Origin of the sequence: Acinetobacter sp. YH12227 (assembly GCF_013417785.1) — a bacterium.
Lineage (GTDB): Bacteria > Pseudomonadota > Gammaproteobacteria > Pseudomonadales > Moraxellaceae > Acinetobacter > Acinetobacter gandensis.
The window spans coordinates 1-12,394 of the sequence record NZ_VPDH01000087.1; the positions used below are offsets into that span (position 1 = coordinate 1).

Genomic DNA, 12,394 nt, shown 5'->3' on the forward strand with positions numbered 1-12,394 from the left:
TCATGAGAAAGCCCATATAAATGGGTAATGTACAAGTTGCTGTAGAAGCATGTTTAATTCGTCTGATCACAGATACTTTATAAAGTATTTTAATACTTTTTTGAATCCGTCAATGCGTAAGTCCTATGGTATGTTCTAATGCGACAAACTCAAAGACTTTGGTTTCATAACCATAGGCTTTCAGTAATAACGCCCGAATGGTATCTGTAAGCATTTCTGCTTGCTGCCCTGCGTGAATGCCAAATTGCAGCATCGGCGCCAGTACTTGTGGAGCTTTCAGTTGTGGACGTAACTCCTTATGACAACATGGTGCGCACATAATCATTTGAGCATTCAAACGAATACCTGTATGAATCGCAAAATCTGTTGCCACATCGCAGGCATGTAAGGCAATCATCACATCTAGACGTTCTGGTGCATAAGTACGCACATCGCCTTGGAAAAAGTCGAGCTGTGTAAATGCTGAACGCGCTGCCACCGATTGGCAAAACTCGACCATTTTCGGATTGAGTTCCACCCCCGTAACAAATGGTACTTGCCCATGCTTTGCCATATAGTCATACAATGCAAAAGTTAGATAACCTTTACCTGAACCAAAATCCACCACACGCAATGCTTGGTCTTGAGTTTGAATTTGATTCAATGCACCCGAAAAAATTTCCACAAATTTATTAATCTGTTTCCACTTGCGTGCCATGCTTGGAATAATCTGTGCTTTTGCATCTGTAATGCCAAGTGGCTGTAAGAAATAACTTTCTTGATCAACATAGCGATGTTTAGCACGATCATGCCCTTGTTGATCTGCATTTTGCGTATTGGTTGTACTCGGCTTGCTTTTACTGACGGTCAACATGACCTTCTTTTTATTCTTTTTCAGTTGCAGCTCTTCTTCAAAAGTCATCAAATTGGCTTGTTTGCAACATGCAAGTAGCGATTCAACCTGTGACAATGCTTGGTCGATTGGATAGTTTTTAGTGACATCTTGAGTTTTATAACGATATAAACAACTTAAAACAGGCTCACCTTGCAGCGAAATGACTCGCAAGGTCATTTTTTCCAATTGTTCTAATTCACCTTTATACTGACTGAGAATCATGCGATCAAACCGCTGAGTTTCAATGGCTTGCTGAAAGGCTGCTAGAAATTGCTGCTCTTGCGTAGAAGGAGAAGCCAAAGATGACATAATATAAACCTAGATAAATTTGCAAAACAATTTTAAATCTTCTTACACCAAAAGCAAAATTGAATTACTATACATATGTATATTTAAATTATTATAAAATTACGCCTATGAATACTCCCACTGTTGCTGCTTATGATCCTGCTGAAGAACGTTTAAATTTCTATACCCATGCAGTCGGTGCAGGCTTATCCCTTATCGCTGGTATATTATTGATTATAAAAGGTTCATACTTACCAATGGGTCAGTGGATTGCACTCTGGGTGTATGCTTTGAGTATGATTTTATTGTTCTCTGCATCTAGCTTATATCACTTTGCTGAATCACCTGAACGTCGTGGCTGGTACAAAAAACTCGATCATACGGCAATCTACTATTTAATTGCTGGCACCTATACGCCATTTCTAGCCATCGCGATTCCAACAGCCAAAGCACATTATTTATTGATTGCTTTGTGGGTCATTGCCGCTATTGGAACACTATTCAAGTTAATCTTCATTCACCGTTTTCAGAAAATATCCTTAATCGCATATTTGGTCATGGGCTGGCTTGCACTGTTGGTAATGGATGATATGCAACGCTTTTTATCTGATCAAGCTTTAACCTACCTGATCATTGGTGGGCTGTCATACACCATTGGTGCATTGTTTTATGCTTTAAAAAAGGTAAGATATACGCACGCTATCTGGCATATTTTTGTATTGATAGGTGCAGGATCACATTTCCTGTCGATTTATCTCTACGTGATATAACCCGCTAACACTGCATTCTTTAGTGACCCTAATTCCGCAGCCTGAAAGCTGGTATTTCGTATTTTTTTAAGAAATTACGCCTTTTTTAAAAAGATTACGCTTTTAAAACTAAGTTCAATTATTTTTAGTAAGTGTAAGGTCTACCATGGCGTCTTCAAATGCTGCTGCATCGGAACAGCAACCCGCAAATTCAAAATTCCGCGTACTTACAGCAAGTCTTGTAGGTACAACAATCGAGTTCTTCGATTTCTATATTTATGCTACTGCAGCTGTGATTATCTTCCCGCATCTGTTCTTCCCTGCGAGTACAGATCCAACCACAGCAACCATTCAATCGCTGGCAACTTTTGCAATCGCGTTCATTGCACGTCCAATTGGTGCTGCATTCTTCGGTCATTTAGGTGACCGTATTGGCCGTAAGGCAACCTTAGTCGCTGCATTGCTGACCATGGGTATCTCAACCGTATGTATCGGTTTACTTCCAACTTATGCTCAAATTGGTATTGTGGCACCGTTGTTACTTGCACTATGTCGTTTAGGTCAAGGTTTAGGATTAGGTGGTGAATGGTCAGGTGCAGTATTACTTGCAACCGAAAATGCACCAGAAGGTAAACGTGCTTGGTACGGTATGTTCCCTCAATTGGGCGCACCCATCGGCTTTATTCTTGCAACAGGTTCATTCTTGACCCTCGGTCACTTCATGTCTGAAGCTGAGTTTATGCAATGGGGCTGGCGTATTCCATTTATTGCCAGTGCATTACTGGTAATCGTTGGTCTTTGGATTCGTCTAAAATTACATGAAACACCTGCATTCCAAAAAGTATTGGATAAGCAGAAAGAAGTTAACATTCCATTCAAAGAAGTTATCACTAAGCATTGGGGTATGTTAATTCTTGGTACGATTGCAGCCATCTGTACATTCGTTGTGTTCTATTTAACGACTGTGTTTGCTTTACAATGGGGCACAACACAGCTTGGTTATACACGTGAAGAATTCTTAAAACTTCAACTTGTGGCAACACTTTGTTTCGCAGCATTCATTCCACTTTCTGCTGTATTTGCTGAGAAATTTGGTCGTAAAGCAACGTCTATTGCGGTGTGTATAGTTTCAGCATTATTTGGTCTAGTTTTCTCAAGTATGCTTGAGTCTGGTAGTACCGCGATGGTGTTCTTATTCCTATGTATTGGTCTTGCGATCATGGGCTTAACTTATGGTCCAATTGGTACAGTATTGTCTGAAATTTTCCCAACATCTGTACGTTATACAGGTTCAGCGCTAACCTTTAACATGGCTGGTATTTTTGGTGCGTCATTTGCGCCACTCATCGCAACTAAACTTGCGACTGGCTATGGTTTATATGCAGTAGGTTATTACCTAACTGCAGCTTCAATTCTTTCACTTGTTGCATTCTTGCTGATTCGTGAAACGAAAAATGATGATGTGAATAATCAGGTTTAATCTGATTCCACAACAAAAAAGCCAGCTTTAAAGCTGGCTTTTTTTATCTCTATTACAATCAACAATACTTTAGCTTTGCTGTAAATCTTCCATCATCAGCTGATAAGTATCTTCAAACAGTTCACGATCACCACCTGAGTTATAGTAACTTGGTACAATGTAGGTGACGACTTGCTGATGATCATCATTAAAATAAAGTACGTTCACAAGTCGTTCTATGTCATCGTCCAAAACGCTATGTTCAGTAACTAACTGATAAAACTTGTCATAAAACTGCTCTGAAAATACATGACTACTCACATCTTCAGCTGTTAAAAACTCCTGTTTTAACTTCAATAATCCCTGCTCAATTTGATCTGATTGGCTTTCTGCAATACCAAATAAAGACCCGATTTCTTTGTGAAATTCTGACATAGTACATTTCTCATAATTCGTATGATGTTGCTATTGAAAGCTTTATATTTGTTTTCTACTACATATCACATTGAATACAATATGATGCCACCATCTCATCAAATTGAGCATGTAACGCTATCAATATAATCAGTCTAAGTTCAGATCACCAATACCGTTTATCTTTAAATTAATTCAATAATATCAATTGTTGGCGGTACACGAAAACGAAAAGGTACACCGACCATACCTGTTCCAACTGTCACAAATACATCGGCATTTTCATGCTGATACAGCCCTTTTTTATGCCCCAATATTGATACTTTTTTCATGACATAATCCGTTAACCATGGTAGTTCAACTTGTCCACCATGGGTATGTCCTGAAAGCATCAATGGGCGTTCTGGAAGTTTCGGTACCATATCAACCGTATCAGGATTATGCGAAAGAATTAGCCAAGGTTTATCTTGTGGCAGCTCAGGTAAATAACGCATATCGGCTTTACCCGCCCATAAATCTCCAATTCCAAGCAGACGGAATTCATTAAACTCCACGACCTGTCCTTCTATATCAACCACATTATTCGTACTCAAAGCTTGCTTCAATAATTCCTGAATGGGCGGCCCTGGGTATTGTTCATCATGATTACCATTTACCGAATAAATTGGCGCGACAATTTTTTTAAGTACAGAGAGCTCTTCAACCAACTTATTTTCGGGTTCATATGTCCAGTCCCCTGCAACCACAACCAAATCAGGGTTTTGTGCATTAATCTTATCAACAATAATTTTGAGCTGGCGTTCATGCCCTGAAAATAGACCAATGTGCAGATCACCTATTAGAGCAATACGAACAGGTTTGAGTAAATTCCGATCTTCATGCAACTTATATTGACGCTTTTGTACCCTCACCATATGCGGCTCAATAAAACGCGCATAACACAGTACACCCGTAATCAGACCGACAAATATCGCTTCATGCAATGAATAGTAACCACTCCAACCCGCATAGAAGCTAAAGAAAAATAAAGGAATCAGTAGATATGAAAGATAGAAGGCCAGTAAATGGATAAAAGCTTTAAAAGGATGAATCGTTTCCGTGCGAGATTGACTTAGCCACGCTTGTGAAATAGCCCAAATTGCGAGCACACCCAAAGCTAGATAAAAATACAACACTACGGAATTTAATTCCCACATACATTTGCTCTACAATTTGTCTGATCGGAAAATCTGTCTATATATTTATCTTTTCACAGCTGACACTTATACTCAAATCAAATTTTTTAGTATCCAGTCAGCATGAACCCAGCCGCACAAATTCAGCAAAAAACACCATTTATACAGTCACACTATAAAGCTGTTTTGCTTAGTTGTAGCTTGGTTTTCACCTTACCAGCTTGTACCACGCTGCCAAAGCAGCCAACACAACCTGTTGACTATGCTTTCCACACTCCAACTGATGACACAACCTTAGCCAAAATTGTACTGCCTTTACGTTCTCAAAATCCCGATTTAACGGGTTACCATGTGTTATATGATCCACTTGAAGCTTTGGCGGCACGTATTGAGCTCATCAACAAAGCTGAAAAAAGCTTAGATCTACAATATTACATCTGGGATAACGATAAAATTGGTTCATTGGCCTTACATGCACTGATTCAAGCTGCGGATCGCGGTGTAAAAGTACGTTTATTGGTCGATGACAATAATGCCAAGAAAATGGAAGGCATTTATATGGCACTCGATCAGCACACCAATATTGATGTTCGCCTATACAACCCGTACCGCTTCCGTCATTTCCGTGCCATGGATATGGTACTAGATTTAAAACGTATTAATCGACGTATGCACAATAAAAGCTTTATTGCAGACAACCAAATAGCCTTAATTGGTGGGCGCAATATGAGCAACCAATATTATAACGTCAGTGATAACTACCAGTTTTCAGATGTGGATGTCATGTTAGTTGGTGCTGCTTCAGATGAAATCATTCACTCCTTTGATGAATATTGGAATGATGATTATGCATTCCCTGTACGCCAACTGGTCAACCCTCGTCACTATACTTTGCGCTATGAAGGGCTTAAGCAGCAATTGGCTGACTATAACCAAGAAGCGACTGTGGTGAATTATCTGGATTTAGCCAACCGTTCACATTCATTTGACGAGTGGTTAAATAATAAAATTCAATTTGACTGGGTCAAAGCAGAAGTCGTCAAAGACTCACCTAGTAAAATTAAAGCCAAAGCCAAAAAAGAAGAACATCTCAACTTTCAGCTGTTGAATCGTTTGGATAAACCTATACAAAGTGTTGATATTGTGTCTGCTTATTTTGTCCCTGAAAAAGAAGGCGCAGAACGTCTAAAAAAACTCAGTGCAGATGGTGTTAACGTTCGTGTATTAACCAATTCATTCCAGGCCAATGACGTTCCCCTTGTACATGCTTTTTATAGTAAATACCGTCAAGATCTACTCGAACATGATGTCCAGCTGTATGAATTTTTATCAACCCCAGATTCTGAAAACCTCAATACCAATACCAAAGAAATTGCTGAAAAATCAAAAGTAAGTATGAAGGGATTAAGTCGCTCAAGTTTGCATGCAAAACTGATGGCTTTAGATGAAAAACAAGTCTTTATCGGTTCATTTAACTTTGATCCGCGTTCTGCTTATTTAAATACTGAAATTGGCGTACTCCTCAACAGCCCAAGCCTCGCACGTGCCGTCCACTACACCATGGATGAAAATCCAAGTAAGTATGCCTATAAATTAGTACTCAATGCAGACCAAAATATTAATTGGAAAATCAAACTGTCGAATGGAAATATTCGAACTTATACCCACGAACCTAAAATGAAATGGTGGCAAAAAGCGGGAATGAAGTTAATTTCTTGGTTACCGGTTGAAGGCTTCATGTAAATAACACTTAGCCTTGCAAAATGGTGTATTCAACCTAAATTTCAGTTGATTCCTCAAGAGAAATTGGTGCTTTTAATACCTGTGCTTGAAGTTGCTTTAAGCCTTCGGTCATTTTCTCTTGAACTTCACGTGTCAGTGATTCTACCGTATGCCCTGTAGAATCTATGGCAGGCAAAGTTAATAAATGTGCTGTGACATTCGGCATTTCTAAGACATTTCGCACATGCCGATCAAAACTTAAATCATCAATATATGGCGCAACTTTGTCTAATTCCCCCAGCTGATTGACATAACAAATCAAACAAATCTGTACCGGTCGCCCCGCATCTATGGCCGAACCCAATAAACGACCATGCACTTTTTTAATTTTTGTGCCATCTGAAGTGGTGGCTTCAGGGAAAAACAGAACGGGACTGTCCTGCTTTAAAAACTCAGTGATCTGTTCTTTAATTTTAATAGAGTCACCTGAACCACGCTTAATAAACAGTGTCCCACCACCCTTTGCCAATTTACCGAGTACTGGCCATTTCTCAATTTCTGCTTTGGCTAAAAAGAATACACGCGCTCCCGAACCCAATACAGCAACGTCCAACCACGAAATATGATTACTCACCCAAAGTGCAGGCTGACGCGGGATTTCACCATGAACTTTGACATCAATATTAAACACTTTGCACAGCTTACGGCAGAAGTATTGTACATAACGGGTATTTTTAGGATTGTTCGGATCTTTATAAAGCTGATGACGGAAAACCAAATAAAATCCCTGCGACACCGCTACGATAGCCGCACAGACTTTTTTACAATAAAGATAAATTTTTGAAAAAGCATTGATCTGAGTTGTGTTTGTGCTTTGAACTTGCTTCATATACGGATCACTAAAATTACGCTGTGCCAATCATCGGCTTGATTTTTCCTCATAGTATACTGAAGTGATTTAATTTGCATTGATCATAAAAACCGAAGCTAAAGATAATATTTTCCCATTTTAATCGTTTTAAAAAATTATTTATTATAAATTCATCGCTTTTATGGATTAAAAATTTCATGAACAATTCCTCAGAGACCCCATCAGAAATTTCAAGTTGGGATGCGCTCAAAAGCATTGGTGGTTTAGTTCTAATGTACTGCTCAGCTATGCTATTACTTGCTTTGAGTTTCCAAAACTTTTAATCGGCAGTCTATATAGTAATTTACTTTCGAGCTCATTTTTCGCCTAAAATACCCCTTTAGATAGGAGTAATGCCTGAGTGGAAAATTTTAATCAACATCAAAGTAAAGAACGCATTATTTTGGTCAGCGTCGCTGTGCAAATGCTTCATGACCTTGATGCCGAAGAATTCCACTTACTAGCTCAATCTGCAGGCGCAGAAATACTCGAACATATTCATGCACAACGAATTAAGCCTGACGCAAAACTATTTATTGGTTCAGGTAAAGCTGAAGAAATTGCTGAAATTGTGCAACAATTGGAAGCCGAGTTGGTCATTTTCGACCATTCCTTGACGCCAGCTCAGGCACGTAATCTTGAACGGATTATGAAATGCCGTGTGGTTGATCGCACCGAACTAATTTTAGACATTTTTGCCCAACGTGCACGTACCTATGAAGGTAAGTTACAAGTCGAATTAGCACAGTTACAACATATGGCATCTCGTCTCATTCGTAGTCGTGGTGACCTTGATAGCCAAAAAGGCGGTATTGGTTTACGCGGCCCAGGTGAAACCCTACTTGAAACTGACAGACGCTTACTTAAATTACGTATGGGGCAATTAAAAGCCAAATTAGAAAAGGTTCGCCAAACACGTATTCAAGGACGTGTCGCACGGCAAAAAGCGGCTGTTCCAACTGTTTCATTGGTCGGTTATACCAATGCAGGTAAATCAACCCTATTCAACATTTTGGCAAAAAGTGATGTGTATGCCGCAGATCAGTTGTTTGCCACCCTTGACCCCACATTAAGACGTTTACATTGGGATGGCATAGGTAACCTTGTATTAGCAGATACTGTAGGTTTCGTTCGTAATCTGTCCCACTCTTTAGTAGAGTCTTTTAAAGCAACATTAGAAGAAACCCTTGAAGCGTCATTGCTCCTTCATGTCATTGATTCAAGTAGCCCCGATATGTTGGAACAAATTGAAGCCGTTGAAAAAGTGCTGAAAGAAATTGGCGCTGATGTGCCTATCTTACGTGTCTATAATAAAATTGATGTCAGTGGCGAAGATGCAAAAATCATTTATGCAAAACCACATCTTCCCGACCGTGTTTATGTATCTGCACATAGTTCCCAAGGTTTGCCACTTTTACGCCAGGCCGTGCAAGAATGTTTAATGGGACAAATCCAAAGTTTTGAGCTCACTCTCAAACCAGCTTATGGCAAATTACGTACGCAATTATATGCACTGAATGTGATCCAAACCGAAAATTATGACGAGCATGGGAATTTAATTCTACATGTCATTATTGCGCCTCATAAGCTTGAACAATTGATTAAACAAGCCCATTTGCCTTTAGAAGAAATCCTTGGCAACCGAGCACAACAATTCCAAAGACCGCTTGAGGAATTTGAAATTAAAGACTAAATCGGTTAAAACTTGATAAGTATAATTTTAACGATAGATCAAAATGGATTGGATCAAAACAATAGATTGGAAAGCTTGGTTGGCAACGATTGCACTGATTATTCTTTTTAGAGAAGGTGCAGTTTGGCTCATGAGCCAATTAGATCATCCAGAATTGGGGAATTTAGTTGGCTTGATCGCCTTGTTAATTGTGCTCGTTATTTGGAGAAAAGTGCATAAAATTCCTGCACGAATCGTCGATACCAATAACAAAATCATGAAGGAAAGTGCCTTCGCCTTTTTGCCAATTAGTGCAGGATCATTATTAATGCTGGTACACATGGGCACAGAGATACCCCTCTTTTTAGTAGTTATGGTACTCAGCACACTCATCCCGCTTTGGGTTTACGCAAAAATGGCAAAAAAATGGTTATAACAGGACGTTAATTCATGCTTGCAATCGTTTATGGATTCTTTTTAACTTTTATTGCATATATCTGTGCAAAGCCCATCAATAAAAAATTTCCGCAAATTCCAGTTATTGTTATTGGAATGTTTTTTGTCATCGCTTTGCTGTTTATCTTTGGCATTCCTTATGAAAAATATATGGCTCAAGTCAATCCATTGTTTAATCATCTCTTGGGATATGTCACCGTCGCTTTAGCTATCCCACTTGCAGCCATGCGTTATGACGATCTTCCACTCAAAGCAGTGGTGAGTATTTTAGTCTTCGCCAGCATCAGTGCCGTTGCACTCCCAATGGGCTTGGCTTATTTACTCCATCTTTCTGATCCAACAATCATGGCTTTTGCTACGCGCGCAGTCACCACCCCCATTGCGATTAACATTGCAACGTTATTGCACTCTCCTATCCCCTTAGTCATTCTGATTGTGATTTTATCTGGGGTGATCGGTGCTGCCTTTTCTCCCTTACTGCTCAAAAATATTCATGACGAACGCGCATCAGGTTTAGCCCTAGGCCTTGCGGCACATGCCATAGGTACAGCTCAAGCATGGCAACGTGGCAGTATTGCTGGACGTTATGCTGCTTTTGGTATGGCAGTCAATGCAGTGTTTACGGCTATATGGTTGCCAACATTCATACTCTTTTTACAAAGAATGTGACTGATAAATCAATTTTAAATGATTGTTTTGTATAAAAAATACACTTATGATCAAAATAACAATCTACCATTGACTAGATTGAATATTGCAGCAACGTTTAGCTATTACAAAAGATCGCTGCTGCAATTAAAGCAAAAGCTTAACTCTTTACGAATCCATTAATTTATTCATTGGGGTCTGAGCTTTTGATTTTAAAATGTGTCTAATGACATATTTCACATAAATAAAGTGAATAATTCGTCTTAGATGAGTTGCTCTAGATTGTTTTTTTACCTAAGATGTTCAATAAACAACCATAAACTATATTGATAAAGGATTAGAAATATGATGGTGAAAAAGTTGATTTCGGCAGGTGCACTCGGTTTACTTTTTAGCTGTTCTACACTTTATGCACAAGACCTTACAGGCACGTGGCAACAAATTGATGATAAAACTGGCTCACCAAAAGCGTTAATTGAAGTTCGTAAAGACGCCAAGGATAGCTATACCGGTAAGATTGTCAAAATCACACCTCGTCCGGGTTATACCCCTAAAGAGAAATGTGTAAATTGCCCAGCACCTTATACCAATCAACCTATTTTAGGCATGGATGTCTTTAAAAATTTGAAACTTGAAGGTGAAAACTCATATTCGCAAGGCAAAATTTTAGACCCACTTACAGGCAAAATTTATAGTCTAAAAGGCAAAATTTCTGCTAATGGAAAACGACTTCACTTGCGCGGTTACCTTGGTATTTCTGCGATTGGTCGTACCCAAACGTGGATTCGCGCGGACTAATACAAATATAAATCGTTACATTTTTAGGTGAATACCTAATCTTATCAGGGATAAAATGATGAAAAAATTTAAAGCGGGGTTCTTATTCTTAGCTGCCATGATGGGTAGTTCTGCCTTCGCACAAGATTTGTCAGGTACTTGGCAACAAATCGACGATAAAACAGGCTCACCTAAAGCAATTATTGAAATCCGCAAAGATAGTAATGGGACATTTACAGGTAAAATTGTCAAAGTAACACCACGTCCTGGCTATACGCCTCGTGACACGTGTAACAACTGCCCAGCACCTTATACCAATAAACCAATTTTAGGTATGGATGTTTTAACTGGCCTGAAGCATGTTCAAGGCACCAATAATTACGATAAAGGTCGTGTGATTGATCCATTAGCAGGCAAAATTTACGATGCAAAAGTTCGTATTAATGCCAATGGTAAACGATTAACTCTGCGTGGCTATATGGGCGTTTCAGCCTTAGGTCGTAGTCAAACGTGGATTCGCCAAGACTAAAAAGTGTTGAAATTTAGAGCCGCCTGTAAGGCGGCTTATTTATAAGTGAATGATTAAATTACAAAAATAAAGTTGACTATTCCACTAAAGTTTCTAACATACTAGCGCATTCTTAAAAGCTTTTAGGGGAATAAGCGAAGATGTTTAAGAAATTATTACTTTTACTATGTTCTTTCTTTTTTACGGTATCCGCATTTGCAAACGATATCACAGGAATTTGGCAACAGATTGATGATAAAACTGGTGCTGCTAAAGCCATTATTACCATTGAGAAAGAATCCAATAACACCTTTACCGGCAAAATTATAAAAATTACACCTCGCCCAGGCTATACACCACAAAGAACCTGTAATAAATGTCCTGCACCATATACCAATCAACCGATTTTAGGTATGGAAATTATCCGCGGTTTAAAGCAGGTCGATAACAGCAAAAATTATACAAAAGGCCGTATTATTGACCCACTTTCAGGTAAAATTTACGACGCAAAAATTCGTCTAAATGGTACAGGTAAACGCTTGACCATTCGCGCTAGTATCGGTGTATCTGTATTAGGCCGCAACCAAACTTGGATTCGTATTGATTAATCCTAACTGTCTTGTCCTGAAATAGATTGACAGTATTCCACTTCAAACCGAGTTAAGCAATTAGCTCGGTTTTAGTTTGCTCATACGTCTGATTCGGGGTGTTCATATTTAAACTTAAATGTGGTCTATAGCAA

General features: G+C 39.0%; 13 protein-coding genes and 1 pseudogene. 10 read left to right on the top strand and 4 right to left on the bottom strand.

Translation table 11 applies throughout. The features are described 5' to 3' along the window. Nucleotides 1-127: 127 nt before the first annotated feature. Nucleotides 128-1,183: pseudogene (locus FTV09_RS15235) on the bottom strand (SAM-dependent methyltransferase); the annotation flags it as partial. Nucleotides 1,184-1,290: 107 nt separating this feature from the next. On the opposite strand from FTV09_RS15235, the gene FTV09_RS15240 reads away from it, so the two are divergent. Together FTV09_RS15240 and FTV09_RS15245 are read left to right on the top strand one after the other, a co-directional pair. After that, a complete protein-coding gene (locus FTV09_RS15240; RefSeq protein ID WP_180058789.1) occupies nt 1,291-1,932 on the top strand; it encodes a hemolysin III family protein in 642 nt (213 codons plus the stop codon). Between the two features lie 145 nt (nt 1,933-2,077). After that, nucleotides 2,078-3,391, top strand: coding sequence for an MFS transporter (locus FTV09_RS15245; protein ID WP_180058790.1), 1,314 nt, complete (start codon nt 2,078-2,080; stop codon nt 3,389-3,391). Between the two features lie 69 nt (nt 3,392-3,460). Here FTV09_RS15245 and FTV09_RS15250 read toward each other — a convergent pair whose 3' ends face one another. Continuing rightward, nucleotides 3,461-3,805, bottom strand: a complete 345-nt coding sequence (locus tag FTV09_RS15250; RefSeq protein WP_180058791.1) for a hypothetical protein — start codon at nt 3,803-3,805, stop codon at nt 3,461-3,463. 164 nt (nt 3,806-3,969) lie between these two features. Continuing rightward, nucleotides 3,970-4,980, bottom strand: coding sequence for a metallophosphoesterase (locus FTV09_RS15255; protein ID WP_180058792.1), 1,011 nt, complete (start codon nt 4,978-4,980; stop codon nt 3,970-3,972). 102 nt (nt 4,981-5,082) lie between these two features. Between FTV09_RS15255 and FTV09_RS15260 the strand changes: the two genes are divergently transcribed. Continuing rightward, nucleotides 5,083-6,702: a phospholipase D family protein gene (locus tag FTV09_RS15260; RefSeq protein ID WP_180058793.1), complete on the top strand. Its 1,620-nt coding sequence runs from the start codon at nt 5,083-5,085 to the stop codon at nt 6,700-6,702. A gap of 34 nt (nt 6,703-6,736) precedes the next feature. Here the strand turns inward: FTV09_RS15260 and FTV09_RS15265 are convergent, their stop codons facing one another. Further along, on the bottom strand, nt 6,737-7,570 hold the full coding sequence (locus FTV09_RS15265) for a 1-acyl-sn-glycerol-3-phosphate acyltransferase (RefSeq protein ID WP_180058794.1): 834 nt from the start codon (nt 7,568-7,570) through the stop codon (nt 6,737-6,739). 179 nt (nt 7,571-7,749) lie between these two features. Here FTV09_RS15265 and FTV09_RS18165 point away from each other — a divergent pair, with 179 nt between their 5' ends. The 7 genes from FTV09_RS18165 to FTV09_RS15295 all read left to right on the top strand — a co-directional run bounded on the left by FTV09_RS18165 (nt 7,750) and on the right by FTV09_RS15295 (nt 12,260). Then, complete coding sequence (locus FTV09_RS18165) at nt 7,750-7,875, top strand: hypothetical protein (protein WP_257222914.1); 126 nt, start codon at nt 7,750-7,752, stop codon at nt 7,873-7,875. Nucleotides 7,876-7,952: 77 nt separating this feature from the next. Continuing rightward, nucleotides 7,953-9,284, top strand: coding sequence for a ribosome rescue GTPase HflX (gene hflX, locus FTV09_RS15270; protein ID WP_180058795.1), 1,332 nt, complete (start codon nt 7,953-7,955; stop codon nt 9,282-9,284). A gap of 43 nt (nt 9,285-9,327) precedes the next feature. Then, entirely contained in the window at nt 9,328-9,699 is a 372-nt protein-coding gene (locus FTV09_RS15275) for a hypothetical protein (RefSeq protein ID WP_180058796.1), read from the top strand. Nucleotides 9,700-9,713: 14 nt separating this feature from the next. Beyond that, nucleotides 9,714-10,388 carry an LrgB family protein gene (locus FTV09_RS15280; RefSeq protein WP_180058797.1) on the top strand — a complete coding sequence of 225 codons (675 nt, stop codon included), beginning with the start codon at nt 9,714-9,716 and terminating at the stop codon, nt 10,386-10,388. Nucleotides 10,389-10,712: 324 nt separating this feature from the next. Continuing rightward, nucleotides 10,713-11,165, top strand: a complete 453-nt coding sequence (locus tag FTV09_RS15285) for a DUF2147 domain-containing protein (protein WP_373684997.1) — start codon at nt 10,713-10,715, stop codon at nt 11,163-11,165. A 58-nt stretch (nt 11,166-11,223) separates the two neighbouring features. Beyond that, on the top strand, nt 11,224-11,673 hold the full coding sequence (locus FTV09_RS15290; protein WP_180058798.1) for a DUF2147 domain-containing protein: 450 nt from the start codon (nt 11,224-11,226) through the stop codon (nt 11,671-11,673). A gap of 140 nt (nt 11,674-11,813) precedes the next feature. After that, the gene (locus FTV09_RS15295) at nt 11,814-12,260 is read left to right on the top strand and encodes a DUF2147 domain-containing protein (RefSeq protein WP_180058799.1); all 447 of its coding nucleotides are present in this window, start codon (nt 11,814-11,816) and stop codon (nt 12,258-12,260) included. Nucleotides 12,261-12,394: the final 134 nt, after the last annotated feature.

Bases quoted from the DNA above. Each gene is read 5' to 3' on its own strand.
- FTV09_RS15250 (WP_180058791.1), bottom strand. From the start codon at position 3,805: ATGTCAGAATTTCACAAAGAAATCGGGTCTTTATTTGGTATTGCAGAA.
- FTV09_RS15280 (WP_180058797.1), top strand. From the start codon at position 9,714: ATGCTTGCAATCGTTTATGGATTCTTTTTAACTTTTATTGCATATATC.
- FTV09_RS15255 (WP_180058792.1), bottom strand. From the start codon at position 4,980: ATGTGGGAATTAAATTCCGTAGTGTTGTATTTTTATCTAGCTTTGGGT.
- FTV09_RS15245 (WP_180058790.1), top strand. From the start codon at position 2,078: ATGGCGTCTTCAAATGCTGCTGCATCGGAACAGCAACCCGCAAATTCA.
- FTV09_RS15290 (WP_180058798.1), top strand. From the start codon at position 11,224: ATGAAAAAATTTAAAGCGGGGTTCTTATTCTTAGCTGCCATGATGGGT.
- FTV09_RS15240 (WP_180058789.1), top strand. From the start codon at position 1,291: ATGAATACTCCCACTGTTGCTGCTTATGATCCTGCTGAAGAACGTTTA.
- FTV09_RS15260 (WP_180058793.1), top strand. From the start codon at position 5,083: ATGAACCCAGCCGCACAAATTCAGCAAAAAACACCATTTATACAGTCA.
- FTV09_RS15295 (WP_180058799.1), top strand. From the start codon at position 11,814: ATGTTTAAGAAATTATTACTTTTACTATGTTCTTTCTTTTTTACGGTA.
- FTV09_RS15265 (WP_180058794.1), bottom strand. From the start codon at position 7,570: ATGAAGCAAGTTCAAAGCACAAACACAACTCAGATCAATGCTTTTTCA.
- FTV09_RS15275 (WP_180058796.1), top strand. From the start codon at position 9,328: ATGGATTGGATCAAAACAATAGATTGGAAAGCTTGGTTGGCAACGATT.
- FTV09_RS18165 (WP_257222914.1), top strand. From the start codon at position 7,750: ATGAACAATTCCTCAGAGACCCCATCAGAAATTTCAAGTTGGGATGCG.
- FTV09_RS15285 (WP_373684997.1), top strand. From the start codon at position 10,713: ATGATGGTGAAAAAGTTGATTTCGGCAGGTGCACTCGGTTTACTTTTT.